Source organism: Streptomyces spiramyceticus, from assembly GCF_028807635.1.
GTDB lineage: Bacteria > Actinomycetota > Actinomycetes > Streptomycetales > Streptomycetaceae > Streptomyces > Streptomyces spiramyceticus.
In genome coordinates this window covers 2,701,230-2,724,296 of the sequence record NZ_JARBAX010000001.1, presented here as the reverse complement: position 1 = coordinate 2,724,296, position 23,067 = coordinate 2,701,230, and the positions used below count along the sequence as shown (strand labels likewise).

Sequence of the window (23,067 nt, the reverse complement as noted above, 5' to 3'; positions counted from 1 at the left end):
CGCGGGGGGCACCGGGTTCACCGAGGAAGCTCGGGGACGGGCCTGCAGGCGCGGATGTCGTTGGCCGCCCGTTCGATCCAGGCGTCTTGCTTCGCGCGCGGGGCGCTGGTGATCCGGTCGAGGGCGCGGCCGAACCTCTCGCCGTAGTGCTCGCTGGGTGCGCCGATGCGGGCACGGACAACGGCTTCGAAGAGGAACGTGTCGGGGTAGCCGCCGGTCGCTTCGAGTAGATGGGGTTGGCAGTCCGGCGACGTGGGCTGCGGCAGGGCCGCCGAGAACATGGCGTCGGTCAGATCGGCCTGGCTCTCGGCGGGCGACATCATGGACAGCTCGGCGGTGTCACCTGCCGGGCGCTTGAGGCCGCTCGCGTAGAAGCCGCGGTTGAGGCCGGCCAGGGAGCCGAGCCCGGAGTCGACGGTCTTCACGGCGGCACGGGCCTGCGGCAGCAGATGCCGGTCCTCGGGCCAGAGGCACACCTTGGTGTGGCCGCTGCTGGCGCAGAGCGGGTGCGCGGGCTGTTCCTTGCGCACTGCCCAGTACGAGTCGGGCACCGGCGTGCGGAACGCCACGAGCGTGCCGCCCGCGACCAGCGCCGCCACCGTGAGCGCCCCGAGGGTCAGGGGCCGGGGTGGGAGTGCGGCACGGCGCCACAGCGCGGGCAGCGCGGTCAGCACCAGGCCGAACGCCAGACACCAGGCGAAGGCGATCAGCATGCGGGTCGTGTTCGGCTCGAAATCCGAGCTCCAGAACTCGTCTATCGCCGGGAACAGCTTGTCGAGGGGGGTGTCCGGGACGAACGCGACGAAGACGAAGAGGCCGTACCAGAAGATCCCTGCGAAGGGCGCAACCACACGCGACGGCAGCGCCGAGCCGATGGCGACCCCGACGGCGATCTCCAGGCTCATCATCCCCGCGCCGAGCAGTAGCGGTGTCCACGCGGGCTCACTGACCTCACTGACCGCCGAGGTGCGCGAGAACGCGATGGCGATGAACACGGCGTACGCGATCAGGGCCCACAGCCAGGCCGCGAGCCACAGCAGGAGTGCCTGCGGCCACCCGTTCCTGGCGGAGGTGTCGGCCCAGCCCCGGGTGCGGTGGCGGAAGGCGCGGCCCGCTCCCCAGGCGCCCGCGGCGCTCATTACGGAACCCATGACGATCACCGAGAAGAGCTGGACCTGAAGGCTGGTCTGATTCCACCAGCCGATCCAGTCGCTGTCGCCGGGACTCTCGGCGGTGAAGTAGTAGACGCCGACGACGCCCATGAGAGCGGCAGCCCACTTGGCCTCGCCCCGCCGCATCTCGGTCAGCAGGACGCGCATCAGGTCGCCACCGCTTCCGTTCCGGCCAGATGCAGATATCCGGCTTCCACGGCTCCCCCGTCAACTTCCATGTCTGTCAGGTCGGATGAACCGGAGCCTTCGGAGGACGCGTCCCCGCCCGGCAGAGCGCACAGCTCGGCGACCGTCCCCGTGAAGCGGACCGTCCCTTCGAGCAGGACGGCGACCCGGTCGCACACGTGCGCCACGTCCTCGGCCAGATGCGTGCTCATCACGACTGCGCACCGGTCGCCCAACTCCTGGATCAGGCCCCGGAATCCGACCCGCTGAGCCGGATCGAGACCGACCGTCGGCTCGTCGAGAAGCACCAGGGAGGGTTCGTTGACCATGGCCTGGGCAATGCCGACGCGACGCAGCATGCCGCCGGACAGGGCGCCCATCCTGCGGTCGGCGTGCTTCTCCATCTGCACCAGGCGCAACGCTTCGCGGGCCCGTTCGCGCCGCTGGGCCGCGGGCACCTTGCGCAGCCAGGCCGCGTACTCGGTGAACTCCAAGGCGGTGAAGCGGGGATAGAACCCGAAGGATTGCGGAAGCACCCCGATCCGCAGCCTGAGACGCTGCACGCGCGCCCGTCCCGACGCATCCTCTCCCAGGAGGGCGACCGCGCCGGACTTTGGTCTGCGCGCCGTGCTCAGCAGGGACAACAGGGTACTTTTCCCTGCTCCGTTGGGCCCGAGAAGGCCGGTGACCCCGGAGGGAAATTCAAGGGAGACGTCGTCGAGGGCGGTCGTCGATCCGTACCGCACAGTGACGCCCGCGACCGCCGCGACCGGCTGGGAGCCGGTCGCGGCGGTGCTGTGAAGAGAGGTCACGTGATTCCTGATTCCTGAATCAATTCTGGGCGTTCACGTAACCATAGGCGCGGCTGCCGGGTATGCCGGCCCAGGTGGCCTTGGTGTAGTACTTGCCACTGGTGCTGGTGCCCTTGTACGCACCGCAGCCGTATGCCTGCCTGTAGCCGCGGGACGTGCTGGCGATCTTAGGGTCAGGACGGAGGCTCCTGTCCTGGTAGATGTACGCGCTGAACGTCCTGGTGTCGTTCACCGGGACGTCGCCGCACGCCTTGGCGTGACCGCTGCTCTTGCCCCTCCAGCGGTCACCGTCCTCCTTGCTGCCCGAGGTGGCGACAGCGAACGGAAGCCGGCTTCCGCTGATCTCCGCCGCGACCGCGCTCACTGCGGGCACTCCGATGGCGATGGCCGTCAGCGTCCCCACGACCGCAAGTTTGCGCTTCCCCATCAAACTCTTGCGCATGAATCCCCCTGAAAACAGGCTTACTTGGTCGTCCATCAGGCTACGAGAGAGGCTTGAGGAGTTGCAGGTCAATTGTTCGATTGTGCCGGTGATCACTGTTGCTGCGACACGCTTGCAGGTGCTTGACGTGCGGCCTACTTCGTCACACTTGGCGGTGTAGCCGCCTGAGCCTGTAGCGACGCGTTTTGGAGTACTCCGACGTTGCGCCATCCCCGCCGTCCTTGGAGCGGTCACGGTGGCCTCTACCCTCCATCGCCGCGCTGGTCGGCGTGACAGGCCTCGCCCTCACCGTGGCAGCTCGCCAACCGATGACACCCTGGACACAGAGCAGCGGCCCGCCCCCGAATCCCGCGGGGGCGGGTCGCTCTTTCCTGGCATCCGCACCCCGCGCCGCGCACCCCATCGGCGGCCGGCCCGCACTGTCCCGCCCGGACTCGGCGCGTCGCCGGGCTTTTTGGGTGTATTTCATACTAATCTCCCGTAACTGAACGAAGTCGATCGATCACAGATCGCGCCCACCACGGGAGATGACATGTACAAGCTTCGCAAGGCTGCCGTCCTGGTCGCCGCCCTCGCCAGCGCCGGACTCCTGAGTGCCGGCACTGCCCACGCCGGCGGCGATGGCGACCACTTCAACATCAAGCAGAGCTCCAACTGCAAGTCGCACGACCTGAACGTCGACATCCTCGGCCAGGTCGGCATCCTCAACGGCCTGCTGGGCAGCGCGCTCAACGGCGAGGGCCACCCGGGCGCACAAAAGACCCACATCGGTTCGAGCATGGGCTGCAACAACAGCGCCTTCTAAGGCCTGTCCCGTAAATCATCTTTGAGTGGATGGGGGCGTGGCCGGTGGCCCTTCCGGCCGCGTCCCCTGTCCGACGAAGTTGAGGTCGTGCAGGCGGGCGATTCCGCGCATGGCGTGGTGCACGCCCTCTCCCCTGAGGCAGCAGTCGCGACGCAGGATCTTCCAGCACTTCATGCGTGCGCGTGCGAAGACGTGCTCGACACGGGCCCGGACCTGCTTGTGGGACTTGTTGTGCGCCTCATACCGGGCCGGCAGCTCCTCGCCCTTGCGGCGCCGGTGCGACGCAGGCGTCGGCTCGCCGCCCGGCACGCCCACCACGACGCACCAGCATGGCGGCACAGGCACGCAGACCTGCCCCGACTCCGGCCGGCCCGCCTCGAAGGAAACACCTCGACCAGCCCCGGCCGTCCGACCCCGGTGGAGCGGACGGCCGGGGCTTCTTCATCGACTGGCGCAGTTACGACAGGCGGCCGGGTACACGCAAGAGTCCTTCGCGACTGCCTTCACTCGTACGGAGGTACCCAACTGGGCACGGTTCGTGGGACCTTTCGAGGTCGATTACGCCACTGTCGGCATGTACGTACGGGCGGAGCAACCCAAGCGCGCGGTGCCGTTCCTGCGCGCTGCCGTACGCGGCATCGGTGGCGACCTGGCTCGCAACAGCGCCTCGTACCGGGTGAAGCTAGCGGTTGCACTCCTTGATGCTGGGGAAGTCGATGAGTCGTGCGCGGAGATGACCGCCGTTCTCGACGCGTGCGGGGTATCTCCTCGCCACGGCTACTGGGCAAGATCCGGGACTTTCAGCGCGTCGCCGCCGGAGTGGACAGCACGGCAGCCCGTGAGTGCGGCGAGCGCATCCGCGAAACCGTCCGAGGGGGGGCACCACATGACGCAGCAGCGAACCATCACAGTCGAGCGCATGGATGGGCAAGCCGCTGAGCAGGCCCAAGACGCGTTCAGGCTGGTCTACGCCGAAGCGTTCGCAGAACCGCCGTACAACGAGACCGAGGACGAGGTCGCGGCCACGTTCCGGCGCTTCCGCTCACAGACCCGCAAAGCCGCCTTCCGCGCCGCCCTGGCCCGTACTGAGGACAGTGAGCCAGTCGGCATCGCCTACGGCCACCCACTCAGCGCCAACACGGGATGGTGGGACCAACTCACCAATCCCGTGCCGGACGACATGCGGCGCGAGGACGGGCACCGCACTTTCGGGCTCATGGAACTTGCCGTGCGCGAGTCGTGGCGCGGACAGGGCATCGCTCGCCGACTGCACGACACGCTGCTCGACGGCATCGATGCCGAGCGCGTGCTGCTCAACGTCCACCCGGACAGCAAGGCGGCGTCGGCCGCGTACCGGGCGTGGGGGTACCGCAAGGTTGGCGAGGCGCGGCCGTGGGAGGGCGCGGCTCTTCATGACGTGATGCTGCTCGATCTGCGGTGAAGTCTCTCGGCGGTCGGAGCGGACGCAGGGCCGTTGAGCGAGCGATCGCCCGAGGGCGCCACGAGGCCGACGCTCCCGCGCGCGGAGAGGGCTGCAACCGGGGCCGACCGGGGGCCGGACAGCCTCCGGGATGAGCGGTACGCGGGCCGACCCGCCCCCGGCCTCTTGTCTGATGGTGCGTCAGGAACGACGATGGCCACCTTGGTCAGTGACGGTCCATCAGATGGGGTGGGTCTTATCGTGATGTACGGGATGCAGCTCCCGGTCCAGTCGCAGAGCACCATCTACGCCGAGTCGTGGGAAGCCGAGGCCGGCCCCGAGGATCTTGCCGAGGTTGCCCGCACCGCCGACCGCTCCGGCTTCGCCTATGTCGCGAGCTGCGACCACGTCGCGATCCCGCGCCGTCTCGCCGACGCGATGAGCACCGTCTGGTACGACCCCGTCGCCACCCTCTCCTTCCTCGCCGGCGTCACCGAGCGCGTCCTGCTGCTCAGCCATGTCGCCGTGGTCGGCCTGCGGCATCCGCTCGTCTCCGCCAAGCAGTACGCCACGCTCGATCACCTCAGCGGTGGCCGGCTGGTTCTCGGGGTCGGGGCCGGGCATGTGCGGGAGGAGTTCGAGGCGCTCGGGGCGGACTTCGCGGGGCGTGGCGGCGTACTCGACGAGACGATCGACGCGCTCAGGGCGGCGCTCGGGCCGGACGAGTACCCCGAGTTCGCGGGGGAGCGGTACGCCTTCAGCGGGCTCGGGCAGAGGCCGCGCCCGGCGCAGGCGCGGGTGCCGGTGTGGGTGGGCGGGTCGTCGCCCGCCGCCGTGCGCAGGGCGGCGGTGCGGGGTGACGGCTGGCTGCCGCAGGGCGATCCGCGCGACCGGTTGCCCGCCCAGATCGCCAGGCTCAAGCGGCTGCGCGCGGAGGCGGGGGTCGAAGCGCCCATCACCGTCGGCGCCATCACCGAGCCGTTGTACGTCGGCGACGCGCCCTGGGACGTCGGGCGCCGCACCGTCACCGGGAAGCCGGAGGCGATCGCCGAGTCGCTGCGTGCCTACGGCGCGATGGGTGTGCAGCAGATCCAGGTGCGGTTCCGCAGCCGGAGCCGTGCCGAACTGACCGACCAGATGGCGGCGTTCGCCTCTGAAGTAGCTCCGTATCTGTACTGAGAACTGAGAAGGGGACTTGGCATGGGGAAGCTGGACGGGCGCGTCGTCGTCATCACGGGTGCGGCACGCGGGCAGGGCGAGCAGGAGGCGCGGCTCTTCGTGGCCGAGGGCGCGAAGGTGGTGCTGGGCGATGTGCTGGACGACCAGGGCGAGGCGCTCGCCAAGGAGCTGGGGGAGAGCGTCGCGACGTACGTCCATCTCGATGTGAGCCAGGAGGCGGACTGGGCTGCGGCCGTGGCCCACGCCAAATCGACCTTCGGAAAGATTGACGGGCTGGTCAACAATGCCGGGATTCTGAGGTTCAACGAGCTGGTGAGCACGCCGCTGGAGGAGTTCCAGCAGGTGGTGCAGGTCAACCAGGTCGGCGCGTTCCTGGGGATCAAGAACGTCGCGCCCGAGATCGAGGCGGCGGGCGGCGGCACGATCGTCAACACCGCGTCGTACACGGCCCTGACAGGCATGGCCTTCGTGGGCGCGTACGCCGCCACCAAGCACGCGATTCTCGGACTGACGCGGGTCGCGGCCGTGGAGCTGGCGGGGAAGAAGATACGGGTCAATGCGGTGTGCCCGGGGGCCGTGGACACGCCGATGACCAATCCGGCCGCGATGGATCCGACCGCCGATCCGGTGGAGTCCAAGGCCGCCGTGGACGAGCTCTACCGGAAGCTCGTGCCGATGGGGCGGATCGGGCAGCCGGAGGAGGTGGCGGCGCTGGCGCTGTTCCTGACCGGCGACGACTCGTCGTACATCACCGGGCAGCCGTTCGTCATAGACGGGGGCTGGCTGGCGGGGGTCAGTCTGTTCTGACGGAGCATCAGGTATCGGAGCATCAGGTATTGACGGTCCGTGCGGGCGGTGGAACAGTCGTTCACATCGAGAACTGACGATGCGTCAGATCGGATACCCCGAAGGAGAAGTACCTTGGAATTCGGGCTGTTTGTACAGGGGTACGTGCCTGCCGCGCGTGCCAAGGCCGACCCCGAGGCGGAGCACAAGGCTCTGATCGAGGAGACCGAGTACGTCATCCAGGCGGACAAGTCCGGCTTCAAGTACGCCTGGGCCTCCGAGCACCACTTCCTGGAGGAGTACTCCCACCTCTCCGCGAACGACGTCTTCCTCGGGTATCTCGCGCACGCAACGGAGCGGATCCATCTGGGCTCGGGCATCTTCAATCCGCTGGCGCCGGTGAACCACCCGGTGAAGGTCGCGGAGAAGGTCGCGATGCTGGATCACCTGTCGGAGGGGCGCTTCGAGTTCGGGTCGGGGCGCGGGGCCGGCAGCCACGAGATACTCGGCTTCATGCCGGGGATCACGGACATGAACCACACCAAGGAGATCTGGGAAGAGACGATCTCCGAGTTCCCCAAGATGTGGCTCCAGGACGAGTACGTCGGCTTCCAGGGCAAGCACTGGTCCCTGCCGCCGAGGAAGATCCTGCCGAAGCCGTACGGGAAGTCGCACCCGGCGATGTGGTACGCCGCCGGGTCCCCGTCGTCGTACGCCATGGCGGGGAAGAAGGGCCTCGGGGTGCTGGGCTTCAGCGTCCAGAAGGTCTCCGACATGGAGTGGGTCGTCGAGTCGTACAAGAACGCGGTGAAGGAGGCGCAGCCGATCGGGGGCTTCGTCAACGACAACGTGATGGTGACGTCGACGGCGATCTGTGCGGAGACGCACGAGAAGGCGGTCGAGATCGCGGTGAGCGGGGGGCTGAATTACTTGCAGTCGCTGCTCTTCCGGTACCACGACACGTTTCCTCGGCCGGAGGGGATTCCGGAGTGGCCGGAGCTGCTGCCGGAGTACTCGGCGGAGATCATCGAGCTGCTCATCGCGGAGGAGCTGATGATCTGCGGTGATCCGGACGAGGTGTTCCGGCAGTGCAAGCGGTGGGAGCAGGCGGGGGCGGATCAGTTGAGCTTCGGGTTGCCGATCGGGGTGAGCCCGGAGGACACGAAGACCACGATCAAGCTCATTGGTGAGCACGTCATCCCGAAGATCGACACGGATCCGGTGCACCGGACGACGAGGTTCCGCGGAGCGGCTTGACGGTGCGGTGCGGGTGCGGGGCGGGTGCGCGGTGCTGTGCGGGTTGCCTGCGGCGCAGTTCCCCTCCCCGCCCCTTCCCGGCTGTGACATTTGCGGCTGCCGCCGCGTGGGGGGGGGGCAAGCCCCCAGACCCCGGACGCCCTTGGGTCCCCCGGACGAAGTCTGCGGGACCCCCAATCTCCCCCAAGGACTTCGTCCAGGGGGACCCCCAACGGGCTGAGGATGCCCGCAGGAGCGGGGTCTGGGGCGCAGCCCCCACGCGGCGGCAGCCGCAAATGTCACAGCCGGGAAGGGGCTGGGTGGGGAACACGCCCCGCGCAGCGGCACCCGCCCGCACGGCGCTCCGCCCGCACCCCACCCCAGTACACGTAAGCCTCTCCCACCCACCCCGAAGGGACCGCCATGCTCGACCACCTCATCCGCGGAGCCACCGTCGTGGACGGCACCGGCGCCCCCGCGTACACCGCCGACGTAGGGATACGTGACGGGCGTATCGCACTCATCGCCGCACCCGGCACCCGCACCCGCACCGTCGCCGAGGACGCCAGGACCAGCGAGGACGCCACCGGCCTGGTCCTCGCGCCCGGGTTCGTCGACCCCCACACCCACTACGACGCCCAGCTCTTCTGGGACCCGTACGCCACCCCCTCCCTCAACCACGGCGTCACCACCGTCGCCGGAGGCAACTGCGGTTTCACGCTCGCCCCGCTCCACCCCGACCGCCCCGAGGACGCCGACTACACGCGCCGCATGATGTCCAAGGTCGAGGGCATGTCCCTGGTCGCACTCGAAGAGGGCGCTCCCTGGAACTGGCACACCTTCGGGGAGTACCTCGACGCCCTCGACGGACGCATCGCCGTCAACGCGGGCTTCATGGTGGGCCACTGCGCCCTCCGCCGCCATGTCATGGGCCCGGACGCGATCGGCGGGCAGCCCACCGAGCAGCAGATGAACGACATGCTGCGGCTCCTCCACGACGCCATGGACGCCGGCGCGTGGGGCCTGTCCACCACCCAGTCGTCCACCCACTCGGACGGCGACGGAAGGCCCGTCGCCTCCCGGCACGCCACGCCCGCCGAACTCATCGCCCTCTCCCGGGCCGTCGGCGAACACGAAGGCACCCAGCTGGAGGCGATCGTCGCGGGCTGCCTCGACCAGTTCGCGGACGAGGAGATCGACCTGTTCGTCGACATGACGGCGACCGCGGGCCGGCCCCTCAACTGGAACGTCCTGACCATCGACGCCGCCGTACCCGAGCGCGTACCCCGCCAGTTGGAGGCGAGCGAACGTGCCCGCCGGGCCGGCGGCCGCATCGTCGCCCTGACGATGCCGATCCTCACCCCCATGAACATGTCCCTCGGCACCTTCTGCGCGCTGAATCTCATCCCCGGCTGGGGCGACATCCTCGGCCTGCCCGGGGCCGAGCGCATCGAGAAGCTCCGCGACGCGGACGTACGGGCCGAGATGCTGCGCCGCGCCGACAGTAAGGAGGCGGGGGTCTTCCGCCGCCTCGCGAACTTCGAGCGGTACGTCATCGGCGACACCTATTCCGAGGCGAACGCGGGCCTGAGCGGACGCGTCGTGCGCGACATCGCCGCCGAACGTGGCCAGGACCCCTTCCACTGCCTCGTCGAGATCTGCGCCGCCGACGACCTCCGTACCGTCCTGTGGCCGATGCCGGCCGACAACGACCCGGCGAGCTGGGCGCTGCGGCAGCAGACCTGGCAGCACGAGGACGTCATGCTGGGCGGCTCCGACGCCGGGGCCCACCTGGACCGGATGTGCGGGGCCCCGTACACGACCCGCTTCATCGGCGACTGCCTGCGCGGGCGCAAGCTCGTGCCGCTGGAGCAGGCCGTGAAGATGCTGACGGACGACCCGGCCCAGCTGTTCGGGCTGCGCGAGCGGGGCCGTATAGAGGAAGGCTTCCACGCGGACCTGGTCCTCTTCGACCCCGAGCGGATAGCCGCCGGGCCCGCCACGCTGGTGCACGACCTGCCCGGCGACAGCCCGCGCCTGGACGCGAAGGCCATCGGCGTCGTGTCCGTACGCGTCAACGGCGTCGAGACGATACGCGACGACCGCGTCACGGGGGCGGTGCCCGGCACGGTGCTGCGCTCGGGCCGGGACACGCGGACGGTGGCCACCAAGTGAGCCGGTCCCAGCACGAGGAGCGGCTGTTCATCGGCGGCGAGTGGACCGAGCCGGACGGCGGCCACTACGAGGTGATCAACCCGGCCACGGAGGAGATCGTCGGCCTCGCCCCCGAGGCGAGCCGCCGACAGGTGTACGCCGCCGCTTCCGCCGCCAGGGACGCCTTCCCGGCCTGGTCCCGTACGAAGCCCGAGGAGCGGGCCGCGATCCTCGACCGCGCCGCCGACATCCTGCAGCGCGACGCCGAACCCAACGCGCGCCTGGCCCAGGCCGAGACCGGCGCCACGACCGGCACCGCACGCGCCATGCAGGTCGCGGTGGGCGCGGCCCGCTTCCGGCGGTATGCGCGCGGCGCGCTGGAGCCGGTCGAGACCGGGCTGCCGCCGCAGATCAACGAGGCCGGGCCGATGGGGAAGGCGGGGGTCTTCGGGGCGCTCGCCGTGCGCCAGCCGGTCGGGGTCGTCACCTGCATCACCTCGTACAACAACCCCTGGGCCAACGCGGCGGGCAAGGTCGCGCCCGCGCTGGCCATGGGCAACACGGTCGTCGTGAAGCCCGCCCCGCAGGACCCGCTCTCGGTCCACCGGATGGCCGCGGCCCTGGAGGAGGCGGGCGTACCGCGCGGCGTCGTGAACGTCGTGACCGGGTCCGCGCCCGCCGTCGGCGAGGCAGCCGTCGACTCGCCGGACGTCGACATGGTCAGCTTCACCGGGAGCACGTCTGTCGGGCAGCGCATCGCGGAAGTCTGCGGGCGAGGCATGAAGCGGCAGCTCATGGAGCTGGGCGGGAAGGGCGCGGCGGTCGTCTTCGGCGACGCCGACCTCGACTCGGCGGTCAGGGGCATCGGGACGACGTACGCCTTCTACAGCGGACAGATCTGTACCGCCCCGACGCGTGTCCTCGCCCAGCGCGGCATCTACGACGAGCTCGTCGAGAAGCTGACCGGCTACCTCGCCTTCATGAAGGTCGGCGATCCCGCCGCCCCGGGCACGGTCGTCGGCCCGGTGATCTCCGCGGCCCACCGCGACCGCATCGAGTCGTACATCGAGCTCGGGAAGAAGGAGGGCGCCCGGCTGGTCGCGGGCGGCGAGCGTCCTGCGTACGACAGGGGCTTCTACGTCGCCCCGGCGCTCTTCGCGGACTGTACGAACGACATGCGCATCGTCCGCGAGGAGATCTTCGGCCCGGTCGTGGTCGTCGTCCCCTTCGACGAGGACGAGGAATCCATCGCGCTCGCCAACGACAGCGACTACGGCCTCATCGACTACGTCTGGTCGGGGGACGTCGCGAAGGCGTTCCGGGTGGCGCGGCAACTACGGGCGGGCGGGGTCGGGTTGAACACCGTCGGGCGCAATATGGAGGCGCCGTTCGGGGGCTTCAAGAAGAGCGGTGTGGGGCGCGATGTCGGGTCGTACGCGCTGCATGCGTACAGCGAGACCCAGGCGATCGTCTGGAATGGATGAGGACGGGACCAGGACCCGGATGAGGACCGGACGAGGCCTCCGGAAAGATGTATGGGAAACTTTTCAATCGGACAAAACGGACAGTGTTGCGGTTTCCGCACATCGGAAAGTGTGTGCGAGGACCTGGCAATAGCCGCCCTCGGCTCGCAAGTGACCTTCAATCCTCAACCAACCGGGTCGGCACCCCACAGATTGCAAGGATCTTTAGAGCGGAGCGATGAGCTCCGGATGTGGAAAGCGCAGCCGTTAACGTCCCGTTTATGACTCAGGTGGACACACGGCCCCAGGCCGGAGACACGGTAAGCGGCGCCTCCTCGGTGGAGGGCGGCGTACGCAAGAAGGGGCTCGGCGGCAATTCCGTCGGGCTGATGGGCAACGCCGTCATCGGCATCTCCACCGTTGCACCCGTTTACTGCCTTACGGCCACACTCGGCCCCACCGTCAGCGAGGTCGGGTTGCAGATGCCCGCGATCTTCCTCGCCGGGTTCCTCCCGATGCTGCTGGTGGCCTTCGCGTACCGCGAGCTGAACAAGGCCATACCCGACTGCGGCACCTCCTTCACCTGGTCGGTCAAGGCCTTCGGCCCCCGCGTCGGCTGGATGTGCGGCTGGGGCCTGCTGGTCGCCACCGTCGTGGTGCTCTCCAACCTCGCCGGCGTCGCGACCTCCTTCTTCTACCTGCTCCTCGGTGAGGTGAGCGGCAACCCCGGCCTTGCCGCGCTGGACGACAACAAGGTCGCCCACATCCTCACCACGCTGGTCTTCATCGCTGTCGCCACGGCGATCAGCTACCGCGGCATCACCGCCACCAAGTGGGTCCAGTACGCCCTGGTCGGCCTCCAGCTCGCCGTACTCGCGATGTTCGTCTACATGGCGCTCACCAAGTCCGACGAGGTCGCGGGCTCCATCGACTTCTCGCTGTCGTGGATGAACCCCTTCGCGGTCGAGTCCTTCGCCGCCTTCACCGCGGGCCTGTCCCTCTCGATCTTCATCTACTGGGGCTGGGACGCCTGCCTGTCGGTCAACGAGGAGAGCACCGGCAGCGCCAAGACGCCCGGCCGCGCCGCGATGCTCGCCATGGTCGTGATCGTCGTCTCGTACCTGATGGTCGCCATCGCCGCGCAGATGTACGCCGGCGTCGGCGAGAAGGGCACCGGCCTCGGCAACCCGGACACCGCGGACAATGTCTTCGCCGTCCTCGCCGAGCCGATCATGGGCTCGGGCCTCGGCATCCTGCTCTTCGTCGCCGTCCTCGCCTCCGCCGCCGCGAGCCTGCAGACCACCTTCATCCCGGTGGCGCGCACCGCCCTGGCGATGAGCACGTACAAGGCCATGCCGGCCTCCTTCGCCAAGGTCAGTCCGCGCTTCAAGACCCCGGGCCGTGCCACCGTCGTCGCGGGCATCGCCACCGGTCTCTTCTACTCGGTGATGACCCTGGTCAGCGAGAACGTCCTGATCGACACGATCTATGCGCTGGGCCTGATGATCTGCTTCTACTACGCGATCACCGCCTTCGCCTGCGTCTGGTACTTCCGCAAGGAAATGCGCAAGTCGGTGCGCGAGCTGTTCGTCAAGGGCGTCTTCCCCGGCATCGGCGCGCTGATGCTCACCGCAGTCTTCGGCCAGACCCTGTACGACATGTGGGACCCGGCGTACGGCAGCGGCAGCTCGCTCTTCGGCATCGGCTCGGTCTTCGTGATCGGCGTCGGCCTGCTGCTGCTCGGCGCGGTGCTGATGTTCGCGATGCAGCTCCGCAGCCCGGAGTTCTTCCGCGGCAAGGTCCTGACGACGGACACCCCGGCGCTGGTGGTCGAGGACTGAGTCCACCTCGACGGCCGACGCGGATGCGTCGAAGGCCGGGGGAGCCGAATGCGGCTCCCCCGGCCTTCTGTCATGCGTGGCACGGCTTGGACAAAGGCGCGTGGGGCAGGATCGGCGCATGAACAGCCGACCCGACTCCCCTACGCCTTCGCCCTTTCCGCCCCCCGGCTCGCTCCGGCTCGAAGGGCAGGGCCTTCACCTACGAGAGTGGGACGAAAGCGAGGACGTACCGGCTCTGGTCAAGCTCTACGACGACCCGCAGATCAGCCGCTGGACCCCCGTACCCTCGCCGTTCGACGCCGAGGCCGCCGTCCTGTACCTCGCGGCGGCGAGTGACGCCCGGGCGGAAGGCCGCCGGATCCAGCTCGCCATCACCACCGACGGGATGCAGCCGCAGGGCGAGATCCTCGTCTTCCGCAGCGACGTCGACGGCCGGGACATCGAACTGGCCTACGGCATCGGACCGCAGTTCCGCCGCCAGTGCCTGGCGACCAGGGCGGTCAGGCTCGCCACGGACTACGCCCTGCGCCAACTGGCCGCCAGGCGCGTACTCCTGCGCATAGAGGCAGCCAACGTGGCGAGCGAGGGGGTCGCGAAGGCGGCAGGCTTCCGCCTCACCGGCGACGAACCGGTCTTGCGGGACACCAGGGGGCGGCAGGTGTTGCTGCGTACGTGGGCCTACGACGCACAATGACCTCGAATCGGATCGATGCGACAATTCCGCCGCACATTGGCCAAAAGCCGACCGACACGCAACGCCGTCACCAACCCGCCCGTCCTACCGCATGCACCTCAACCTGTACTCAGCTCTTATCGGAGGTAAGTCATGCGACGGTTGACGACAGCGGCCGCAGCGCTCGCGCTGGCGGGCGCCGGTCTGGCGGGCACGGCCGGGGTGGCCGGCGCCGCGCCCGGCCAGCTGGGCAAGGCCGCCTCGGCCGCCACCTGCTCTACCATCTGGGGCAGCGGCACCAAGTCGGCCACGGACTCGGACTCCAAGCCGCTCACGAACATCAGGACCAGCCAGAACCCCTGCTACGACCGCATGGTCTTCGACATCGGTGGTGCGACGGGCAAGCTCGGCTACCACGTCGGTTACGTCGACACATTCCATCAGGACGGCTCCGGCGAGCAGATACCGGTCAACGGCGGCGCCATCCTCCAGGTCTACGTGTCCGCGCCGAGCTACGACCCGGCGACGATGAAGCAGACCTACGCCGGGAAGGCGGGGAAGCCGCTGCCGGGCGTGAACATCACCGGATACAAGACGTTCAAGGACACCAAGTTCGGTGCGAGCTTCGAGGGCCAGACCCAGGTCGGCGTCGGCGTTCGCGCCAGGCTGCCGTTCCGGGTGCTCCAGTCCGGCGACCAGCTGATCGTGGACGTCGCGCACACCTGGTGACCCCGGTAGTACGCGAGGGGCGACCGGATCACGAACCGCCGCCACGCCGGACGGCTCCCGCGGCAGGGAAACCGGGGGAGCCGAACGGCAGTCTGCGGCCTGCTGTCAGCCGTCGCCGCCGGCGGGTGGGAGAACCGGGGCCGGGGTGGCGAAGGTGTTGGTGTAGAGCCGGACCTTGGGGTTGGGGATCTCGTAGTACCCCGTTGTGTTGTACGCGGTGGTGGCGAAGTCCAGCCGGCCGTCGCCGTTGAAGTCGGCGACCGCGATGCGCGCCGTGGACTCGGTGCTGATCTGCTTCTCTACGACCACCTTCCCCGAGGCGTCCAACTTGTAGTAGAAGACGCCCTGGGCAGGGGCCGGCCCCCGCATCGCGACCAGGAACTCGTCGTCCCCGTCGTTGTCGAAGTCCGCCGCGACCACATGGTGGCCGACGGCATCGTGCTTCGGGTCGGGCTGCGGATGCACCTTCAGCACCTTGCGCATCCACGCGGCGGCGAACGGGTGGGCCCCGGGCGGGCGGACGTACGCCGTGACGGTGTTCCCGTGGAACGGTTCGAGAGCCACGATGACGGAGTACGGCCTGCCGCCCACCCGGCCGATGGCGAGGTTGCCGCTGCCGCGGAACTCGCGGCCGGTCTCGACCGACTTCTGCGGGGGCACGCCGCTGCCGATCGTCTTGTGCTGCCAGGTGCCACCGGGCCCTTGCCCGAGCCAGCTGATGCCCTCGGCGGACGCCAGCAGGAAGGACTCCCGTTCCGGCCAGGGGGTCCCCGGGAAGCGGGCGGCGACGACGCCGTGCACGATCGTGAAGGGCGTGGTGTCTATCGGGCGTCCTTTCCACTCGGAGGTGAGCGGGTTGTCCGGCGGGTCATAGACCATGGCGCGCACTGCGGAGGTGACGCCCTCAGCGCCTCCCTGGGGCCCGACCACGGGGAACGCCGCGAGCTGGAGGCGCGCATCCGTGGTGAAGTGGCCCAGCCGCAGACGGTGGGTCGCCACCAGGTCGGCGATGTGCCGGCGGGTCCACGGCTTGTTCAGATTGCCGATGCCCGGGTTCTGCAGCCAGGAGATCCTGCCGTCCTTGGGGCCGCAGTCGAACATGCACTTGCCGTAGTCGTGGCAGATCACCAGGTCCGGGAGACCGTCACCGGTGAGGTCCGCCGCGTCCAGGGCGACGGGCTTGTCGTTGGTCATGGTCGCGATGGTGCGCTTGGTCCAGGTGGGGTTCTCGTACCAGACGACCTCGCCGCGGGTGAGGCCGCAGGCCACCAGGTCGGGACGTCCGTCGCCGTCGATGTCGACGGCCTGGATCCAGTACCCGTCCCGGGGCTTGTCGTCGACCACCGTGCACGTGAAGCTCGGCGCCGCGCCGGCGCCTGCGGGCGTCGTCACAGTCCACACTCCTTGAGGTAGGCGCGGGCCAACTTGGCGTAGTACAGCGGCGGTCGTGGGCCGTACGGGTCCTGCTCTGCTTCCACCACGAGCCAGCCCTTGTACTTCTGTGCCTCCAGGGCCTTGAGGATCTCGGGGAAGCGGACCACTCCGGCCTTGTCGCCGGGAACGGTGAAGATGCCGGCCCTGACGAACTCCTCGAAGCCGGCCGAGGCGAGTGCGGGCCGGTCGCGGACGGAGCCCCGGATGTTCTTCAGGTGTACGTGCTTGATCCGGGGGCCGTGAGCCCCGTTGATCACCGCCACCGGGTCGCCGCCTGCCCAGGTGAGGTGGCCGACGTCGAGCAGCAGATGGACGTGTTCCTTCTCCGTCACGCGCATCAGTTGCTCCAGCTCCGCCTGGGTCTGGACGCCTGTGCCCATGTGGGGGTGGTAGACGAGCTTGAATCCTCGGGCGGTGGCGAGCCTGCCAAGGGTGTTGAGACCGGCAGCCAGGTCCTTCCACTGTCCTTCGGTGAAGGTGGGTTTGGAGCCCCTGAGACTGATGGGCAGCAAGTGGATGGAATTGCCGAACTCGGCCACTCCGATGTCGGTCGTCTTGACCGGCCCCTCGATCTGAGCGAGGAAGTCCATCCGCTCCTCGAAGGCGGCGATCGTCTGCTGGGCCATGTTGGGCACCGTGAAGAAGGTGCTCACCCACGGCTCGGAAATGCTGAGGCCGCGCAGAGCGAGGGCGGCGTTGAGCTTGTTGACGTCCGTCGGGAACTTGTGGCCGATGCTGCAGCCCTCGTAGCCGGCGAGGGCGATCTCACTGACGCACTGCTCGAAGGGAATGTCGTTTCCCAGGAGCGGGAAGTCGTCGTTCGTCCAGCCTGTGGGTGTGATGCCGATGTGGGTCCCGGGTAGGTTGATCTTGTCCATGGCAGCTCTCCTCACGTGCCCGGGACGGCTAGCTTTTCGGCGGCAGGGTGCTCTTGACGGCGTCGATCGCCTTGAGCGCCATGGCCATGCTGGTGAGCGTGGGGTTCCCGGCATTGCCGTACGGGTGAAGGCTGTTGCCGCCGAGGAAGAGATTCTTCACGCCCCACACCCGCGAATCCGGGTCGACGACGCTGGTCTTCCTGTCCTTGCCCATCCGCGTGGTCCCACCGATGTGGAGGGGCAGGCCGGGGGTGAGGAACTGCGGTTCGGAGCCGGGCATGAAGCCGCCGAGGGCCGAGGCCACCTGCATCATGTGCGCCATCATCCGGCCGGCGTCCGCGCGCTCCTCCTTGGAGAGCTGGAAGTGGAAGGTCGGCTGGGGCATCCCGAAGGTGTCCTTGATCGAGGTGCTGAACTCCACCCTGTTCTCCAGGCGCGGCCGGGACATCCCGAACCAGCGGAGGTCGACGATCAGCCTTGAGTCGATGTTTGGCGGGACGGCGCCGTAGCTGAACGCATCGCGGTGGATCTGGCAGTGCCAGGGATGCTCCTTCGTCGCCCCGATCCACAGGTTCGGCTCCAGCTCCCCCTTGGGGAACGGCACCGGGTCGGCGCCCGGTACCTTCTCCTTCTTCTTCTGCTCCTGCTCCTTCATGTACGCCTCGACCCGCGCCCGCGCCTCGGAGTTCTCCGGCAGCTTGTCGAGAACGGTGTCGAGGTACTCCTGCTTCAGCACCGTCTGGCAGAAGGCCATCGGCTGCTCGGTGAGGTAGCGGCCCATTGACTTGGACTTCACGCCCGAGGCGAACAGGAGTTGTGGGGTGAGCACGGGACCACAGGCGACCACATACGCCGCGGCCTTGATGACGACCTTCTCGCGCAGATCGCGCAGGTTCCGGACATGCACGCCGGTCACCGTCTGCTCGGCGTCCTCGTCTCCGGTGATCTCCAGCCTGGTGCACTGGTGCTCGGCCAGCAGCGTGAAGGTTCCCTGCCCCGGCAGGGGCTGCTCCTGGGCCGGATCCGCGAGCGTGCCGAGCACGGTGTCGGCGGCACTCCAGGAGACGCAGTCGGACTTCTTGGCGTCCGGGCGCGCGCTGACGGCCAGGGGCAGTTCCGTCACCGAGGAGAACCCCTTGTCGTGCAGCACCTTCTTCACCAGGAGGTGGCGTGCGGACGAGGAGAAGACCGTCGTCGTCCGGTGCAGGAGTGTCCCCGCGGCGTCGTAGAGCTTGGCCATCTCGGCTTCGTCGATGGGGTATTGCTCCCCGTTGTGGGTGCGCTCCAGGTCGAGAACGAACTCCGGGACCGCGCACGTCCAATGGGTGGCCATCCCGCCGACGGCGTAGGTGGCCGCCTCTGCTCCGAGGTTGTCCTTCTCCTTCTGCTCGGGATTCTGGTTGTTGAGTACGAAGCCCTTGTAGTCGTCCATGTCGTACTGGAACGAAGAGGGGTCCAGGGTGACGACGGGTTTGTCACTCGTCGCGACGGAGAGCGGGTGCAGATGTCCGCGGATCACCGAGGCGAACAGGTCGACGTTCTTCTGGTACAGGAAGCTGTTCTTCAGGTGCTCCCCGTAGCGACCGGAGAGCTGGGCTCCGGCGTCGATCATCAGGACGTTGCGGCCCTCCTCGACCAGCTTTCGCGCGAAGGTGCAACCTACTGGCCCGCTGCCGACGATCAGGACGTCGACGTCATAGGTGCTCATGACGAAACCTCACTTTCGGGTGGTGGGGTTTGGCGATTGGCGGTCGTGCCGTCGAGGGGCCTCAAGAAGTCTTGAGACGCTGGAGGTATTCGTTCTTGACCAGCCAGGGCAGGAACTTCTTCCGGTCGCTCGGTGCACCGCTGACGAGCCTGTTGTCGAGAAGCTGCTGGGTTCCGAGCCCCACCTGGTTGAAGTACGGCGCCACGAGTCCCTGATGGACCGGGAACGGCTTCAGAACCTTGTACTGGGTGTATTCGACGGGAGTGTTGAGAGCGCTCGGCGGCATGGAGCGCTCCGTGAACGGGGTCCCGCTCGGAGAGAGGAAGGATCCGGTTTCGGGGCCGAAGCGGTCGAGGACCGTGCCCTTGTTCAGTTCGACTTTGTGCCGCATTACGGTTCCGTCGTCCGCGACGTAGAACCCGAGCTTGTCCGGGTAGCGCCAATTACCCCAGTCCTGCTGGGCATTCGGGTCCCAGTACGTCTCCAGGAACCGCTCCGGGCTGAGGCCGTGCAGCCGCTGGTAGCCGAGGATCAGCTCGGCCACCGGGCCTTCCTTGGGCAGGGTCGTCGGGCCGAGGCGGCACAGGGCGTCCTCGTGGAAACACGGATCCGCAGCCTGCCGGGCGCCCACGGCGTAGCCGGGCTCCTCTGCCCAGATCTCGGCGGCCGCGGCGTCGCTGATCCACGGGGTGTCCTGAGTCGCGGCGGCCGGCACGGATGCCACCCCGGCGGCGGGGAGAGCGCCGGCGTTGGGTGCTGCTGCCAAACCGAACAGCGGCAGCGCGGCGAATGCCGCGACGAATGCGATACGGCGAATCTTCATTTCGGCTTGCTCCTCGTCTCGGAAAACAGGGACGAGGCTCATTGGGCGACCAGCCGCGAGATTCGTAAATGCCGCTCTTCAGGTGCCACTCAAACGAGTGATTTGAATGATGAGCATATGAGATCACGTTCGAAGGGGTGTGGAGGTTTATGCAGGCTAGAGGGGTTTCAATCGAACAAGAAACGATTCTCTGCGCCGCAGACTCCGGCACATGAACAACGTGCGCCGGGGTCTGCATAATATGCGCGGGGCATACACCCGAATCATTCGGATGCGGGCTGTTCAGTGGCGCCGAAATAGACTCTGCGACACCGAATTCAGTGAGGGTGTGCCGACTCCACGCGCGTTGCCAGGCGGCCCAGGACTCGGCGGCCCGCTCGGTCCACGCCTACCGGGATCAGCGCCGCTCGGCCCGGGACGCGTACGCCGCCGGTGAAGGCGACACGGGTGTGGCCGTTGGGAGTTGGGGTGGCTGCCATGCCGAACAGGACGAAGCGGCTCTGGAGCCAGATCCAGCCGGGGCGGCGTACGCCCTCGAAGCGGGCGACGGGGCCGAAGCGGCTTCGGGCTGTCGCCTTGACGCGGTCGCCGTCGATGGCCGTGACCTTCAGGCGGCGCATGTCGGGTACCAGTCGGGCGAGTTCGCCGTCCAGGTCGGCCAGCAGCGGCCATACCGTGGCGTAGTTGGCGTGGATCTCGCGTTCGGTTACGCGGGCGCCGCTTACGCCTGCTGCCAGCGCGTACAGGCGGCGTACCGGGTCCAGGTCGGGCGGTGCCGGCCAGTTGACGGTCATGACGACCACGCCTTTCGGAAGGAGTCCCTGGCCCGGTGCAGGCGTGACTTGACCGTGCCCACGCGCAGGCCCAGCAGTTCGGCCGCGGACTGTTCGTCGAAGCCCTCGATGTCGCGGAGGACGAGTACCGCCCGGTGTTCCGGCGAGAGGCGTTCCAGTACGTCGCCGATGTCCGCCGCGAGCTGCGGATCGCCCCGGCCGGGGAGCGTCGACAGGTCGGCCGGTACCGCACGGGCCGACCTGCGGGCCACCCGTACCGCCTCGCGGCAGGCGATCGCCCGTACCCAGCCGTACAGCGCCGCCGGATCACGGAGCGAGCGCAGGCCGCGGAAGACGGCGACCAGCGTCTCCTGCGCCGCGTCCGGGCCGTCCGCCAGGGCGATCGGGGTGCAGATGCGGCCGACGTACGGGGCCAGGGCGTCCAGGAGTTCGTTCATCGCGAGCGTGTCGCCTCGCTGGGCGGCGCGTACGAGATGCTGTACGTCGTCACTCAACTCCGCTCCCTTGCCAGACCGGTCGTTACTGCCGCCATTGCCAGGCACAGCGGGGTGTAGAGGCCCAAGTTGAGCCAGTAGAACGTGTCGCCCGCGCCGGGGTCGAGCCCGGCCTCCACCCCGCACGCCCACGCCACACCGACGAGCCCCCGCAGCGCCGTACCGCACGCGACGGCGGCCGTCCCGAGCTGGAGCAGGCGTCCGTAGCGGTGTGATCTGCCCAGCCGGGCCCGGGCGGTGACCAGAGCGGCGGCGGTGAACAGCAGCGCCGCCAACGGGAGGACCACGGGCGGGGTGAACGGCACTTCGGCGCCCAGTACGGCGTACGAGAGGGACCTCGCGTCTGCGGCGGGCCAGCTGCTGTCTGTCGCCCAGTAAAGGTGCAGCAGTCCGTCCGTGGCCAGGATCGCCGCCACGGCGGTGGCGGCAGTTGTGGTGCATGACTTCAATTGAGGCTCCTCGGTCCGCGGGCACTTCACCCCACAGAGGAGCCGAACCAGCGTTTCGTTCCCGCCAGTTGTGGTCAGTGGCCCGAGCCCAGGAACACCGGGTTCGTAAGCGCCGCCAGTGCCCCCGGCAGCCCCGGCACCGTCGGCGCGTGGCGGACCTCCGCCCGTACGTACGTCGCGTACTGGGGCGTCGTACTCCACTCCACCGTGCCCGCCCCGGACGCCGGGAGCGTGGCGGTGTGGAGGGTGCCCTGATCGGTGACGAAGTGGGCCGTGCAGCCCGGGGCGCCGGTGACCTCCAGGCGGACCGTGACCGGGGTGTCGGCGTCGACGGGCAGGCGGTCGCCGATGCCGGCGTGGCGGGCGCGGCCGCCCGAGGCGCCGAAGGTGAGGGAGACGGCGGACGACTCGGCGATGTACGAGTGGCCGGCGCGGATGCCCGCCAGGATCGCTTCGCGGGTCAGGCCGTCGGCCAGGACCACCGTCTGCGGCATGCCGACGAGCTGGGGCTCGCGGTGGGCGTCGCTGTTGCCCATGGCCGGGGTCCAGCCACGGCTGCTGGTCAGGGTGTTGTCCCAGGAGGCGAGGGCGGCCTCGTCCTCCGGGGTGTACGGGCCGTTCCACACCTCCACCGCGTCCGCCTCGCCGAAGCCGAACTTCCAGTTGCAGCCGATGCAGGTGGCGTGCGGGTGGGCGGGGACGACCAGGCCGCCCGCGCGGCGGATCTCGCGGGCGTAGTGCCCGAAGCGGTTGTCGCGGGCGCGGTAGCGCCAGTCGACGAAGGTGCCGGGCTCGGTGGCGACGGCGACGACGTGGCCGTTGCGGGTGGTGACCTCCTCGCCGGTGAGGATGAGCAGTTCGCCGTCGGGGTGGGGGCCCCACAAGCCCTGCCAGGCACTGTGGGAGGAGTGGGTGTTGTGCTCGCTGGTGTTGATGAAGTCGAGCCCGGCGGCGCGGGCGGCGGCGGCGATCTCGGCGGGGGTGCGCCTGCCGTCGGAGTACACCGAGTGGAGATGGCAGTCGCCCCGGTACCAGGCACGGCCGCGCCCCTTGGCGCGCTGGGGCGGGTAGACGGTGGCCGGGGTCTTGCCGGAGGGGCCGAAGCGGAGGGTGATGGTCACGGTGTACGGGAGGCCCTGCGGGGCGGTGGTGTACGGGCCCAGGGCGATGCTCCAGGTGCCTGAGCGCACCGGCCCGGGGATGTAGCCGGGCGTCGCGGCGTCGGCGCGGATGAAGAACTCCTTGCGGGCCCCGCCCGACCAGCCACGGAAACCCCGGCCGCCCAGGTCCGTACCGCGCTCGTCGAAGATGCCGATGTCGAGGGCGTTGCCCTGGGTACCGGCAGGCACGGACGGTTTCTCGTACGTGTACGAGACGGCGATCTCGCGCACCCCGCGAGGCACTTCGACCGGCAGGTAGACGTAGTCGGGCGACCCCGGCGGCAGTGTGCCGCGTACGGTCCGGGTCTCCTCACCGCGGCCCGGGGGCTCGGCGCTCGCGAAGCTCACGCTGCCCAAGGTAAGGGCGGTGGCGGCCCCCGTCACGAACAGTCCGCGTCTGCCGATCGATCCGGTTGATCCGGTCGATCCGGATAATCCGGTCATTACGAG

21 protein-coding genes and 1 pseudogene are annotated in these 23,067 nt (G+C 68.8%); 10 read left to right on the top strand and 12 right to left on the bottom strand.

Features of this window, described 5'->3' with window-relative positions:
- Positions 1-17 precede the first annotated feature (17 nt).
- Genes PXH83_RS12115 through PXH83_RS12105 form a run of 3 tightly spaced genes read right to left on the bottom strand, consistent with a single transcriptional unit; the run spans position 18 to position 2,591 of the window.
- Positions 18-1,319, bottom strand: coding sequence for a DUF7224 domain-containing protein (locus PXH83_RS12115; RefSeq protein ID WP_274559710.1), 1,302 nt, complete (start codon positions 1,317-1,319; stop codon positions 18-20).
- Complete coding sequence (locus PXH83_RS12110; RefSeq protein WP_274559707.1) at positions 1,319-2,149, bottom strand: ATP-binding cassette domain-containing protein; 831 nt, start codon at positions 2,147-2,149, stop codon at positions 1,319-1,321. Before PXH83_RS12110 ends, PXH83_RS12115 begins: the two co-directional genes overlap by 1 nt.
- A 19-nt stretch (positions 2,150-2,168) precedes the next feature.
- Complete coding sequence (locus tag PXH83_RS12105; protein WP_274559705.1) at positions 2,169-2,591, bottom strand: hypothetical protein; 423 nt, start codon at positions 2,589-2,591, stop codon at positions 2,169-2,171.
- A gap of 532 nt (positions 2,592-3,123) precedes the next feature.
- Here PXH83_RS12105 and PXH83_RS12100 point away from each other — a divergent pair.
- Positions 3,124-3,396, top strand: coding sequence for a hypothetical protein (locus PXH83_RS12100; RefSeq protein WP_274559703.1), 273 nt, complete (start codon positions 3,124-3,126; stop codon positions 3,394-3,396).
- Positions 3,397-3,411: 15 nt separating this feature from the next.
- On the opposite strand, the pseudogene PXH83_RS12095 reads toward PXH83_RS12100, so the two are convergent.
- Positions 3,412-3,675 (bottom strand): annotated as a pseudogene (locus PXH83_RS12095) (hypothetical protein); the annotation flags it as partial.
- A gap of 607 nt (positions 3,676-4,282) precedes the next feature.
- Here PXH83_RS12095 and PXH83_RS12090 point away from each other — a divergent pair.
- From PXH83_RS12090 to PXH83_RS12050, 9 genes are all read left to right on the top strand, one after another.
- Positions 4,283-4,837, top strand: a complete 555-nt coding sequence (locus PXH83_RS12090) for a GNAT family N-acetyltransferase (protein WP_274559701.1) — start codon at positions 4,283-4,285, stop codon at positions 4,835-4,837.
- A 252-nt stretch (positions 4,838-5,089) separates the two neighbouring features.
- On the top strand, positions 5,090-5,995 hold the full coding sequence (locus PXH83_RS12085; protein ID WP_274559699.1) for an LLM class F420-dependent oxidoreductase: 906 nt from the start codon (positions 5,090-5,092) through the stop codon (positions 5,993-5,995).
- Positions 5,996-6,016: 21 nt separating this feature from the next.
- A complete protein-coding gene (locus PXH83_RS12080; protein WP_274559697.1) occupies positions 6,017-6,802 on the top strand; it encodes an SDR family NAD(P)-dependent oxidoreductase in 786 nt (261 codons plus the stop codon).
- A 114-nt stretch (positions 6,803-6,916) separates the two neighbouring features.
- Positions 6,917-8,038 carry an LLM class flavin-dependent oxidoreductase gene (locus tag PXH83_RS12075; RefSeq protein WP_274559694.1) on the top strand — a complete coding sequence of 374 codons (1,122 nt, stop codon included), beginning with the start codon at positions 6,917-6,919 and terminating at the stop codon, positions 8,036-8,038.
- A gap of 402 nt (positions 8,039-8,440) precedes the next feature.
- Complete coding sequence (locus PXH83_RS12070; protein ID WP_274559692.1) at positions 8,441-10,192, top strand: N-acyl-D-amino-acid deacylase family protein; 1,752 nt, start codon at positions 8,441-8,443, stop codon at positions 10,190-10,192.
- Positions 10,189-11,655: an aldehyde dehydrogenase family protein gene (locus PXH83_RS12065; protein ID WP_274559691.1), complete on the top strand. Its 1,467-nt coding sequence runs from the start codon at positions 10,189-10,191 to the stop codon at positions 11,653-11,655. Before PXH83_RS12070 ends, PXH83_RS12065 begins: the two co-directional genes overlap by 4 nt.
- A 260-nt stretch (positions 11,656-11,915) precedes the next feature.
- A complete protein-coding gene (locus PXH83_RS12060; RefSeq protein ID WP_274559689.1) occupies positions 11,916-13,475 on the top strand; it encodes an APC family permease in 1,560 nt (519 codons plus the stop codon).
- Positions 13,476-13,593: 118 nt separating this feature from the next.
- On the top strand, positions 13,594-14,169 hold the full coding sequence (locus PXH83_RS12055) for a GNAT family N-acetyltransferase (protein WP_274559687.1): 576 nt from the start codon (positions 13,594-13,596) through the stop codon (positions 14,167-14,169).
- 132 nt (positions 14,170-14,301) lie between these two features.
- Positions 14,302-14,877, top strand: coding sequence for an AMIN-like domain-containing (lipo)protein (locus PXH83_RS12050; protein ID WP_274559685.1), 576 nt, complete (start codon positions 14,302-14,304; stop codon positions 14,875-14,877).
- 105 nt (positions 14,878-14,982) lie between these two features.
- Here the strand turns inward: PXH83_RS12050 and PXH83_RS12045 are convergent, their stop codons facing one another.
- The 8 genes from PXH83_RS12045 to PXH83_RS12010 all read right to left on the bottom strand — a co-directional run bounded on the left by PXH83_RS12045 (position 14,983) and on the right by PXH83_RS12010 (position 23,061).
- Complete coding sequence (locus PXH83_RS12045) at positions 14,983-16,269, bottom strand: FG-GAP repeat domain-containing protein (RefSeq protein ID WP_274559683.1); 1,287 nt, start codon at positions 16,267-16,269, stop codon at positions 14,983-14,985.
- Positions 16,266-17,189, bottom strand: coding sequence for a myo-inosose-2 dehydratase (gene iolE / locus PXH83_RS12040; protein WP_274559681.1), 924 nt, complete (start codon positions 17,187-17,189; stop codon positions 16,266-16,268). The genes PXH83_RS12045 and iolE overlap by 4 nt, the downstream gene beginning before the upstream one ends.
- Before the next feature lie 28 nt (positions 17,190-17,217).
- On the bottom strand, positions 17,218-18,897 hold the full coding sequence (locus PXH83_RS12035; RefSeq protein ID WP_274559679.1) for a pyranose oxidase: 1,680 nt from the start codon (positions 18,895-18,897) through the stop codon (positions 17,218-17,220).
- A 61-nt stretch (positions 18,898-18,958) separates the two neighbouring features.
- Positions 18,959-19,720: a TNT domain-containing protein gene (locus PXH83_RS12030; RefSeq protein ID WP_274559677.1), complete on the bottom strand. Its 762-nt coding sequence runs from the start codon at positions 19,718-19,720 to the stop codon at positions 18,959-18,961.
- 317 nt (positions 19,721-20,037) lie between these two features.
- Positions 20,038-20,514, bottom strand: a complete 477-nt coding sequence (locus PXH83_RS12025) for an SRPBCC family protein (RefSeq protein ID WP_274559675.1) — start codon at positions 20,512-20,514, stop codon at positions 20,038-20,040.
- On the bottom strand, positions 20,511-20,951 hold the full coding sequence (locus tag PXH83_RS12020) for an RNA polymerase sigma factor (RefSeq protein WP_274562790.1): 441 nt from the start codon (positions 20,949-20,951) through the stop codon (positions 20,511-20,513). The genes PXH83_RS12025 and PXH83_RS12020 overlap by 4 nt, the downstream gene beginning before the upstream one ends.
- A gap of 53 nt (positions 20,952-21,004) precedes the next feature.
- The gene (locus tag PXH83_RS12015; protein WP_274559673.1) at positions 21,005-21,457 is read right to left on the bottom strand and encodes a DUF3995 domain-containing protein; all 453 of its coding nucleotides are present in this window, start codon (positions 21,455-21,457) and stop codon (positions 21,005-21,007) included.
- Positions 21,458-21,531: 74 nt separating this feature from the next.
- Entirely contained in the window at positions 21,532-23,061 is a 1,530-nt protein-coding gene (locus PXH83_RS12010) for a CehA/McbA family metallohydrolase (protein WP_274559671.1), read from the bottom strand.
- Positions 23,062-23,067 lie beyond the last annotated feature (6 nt).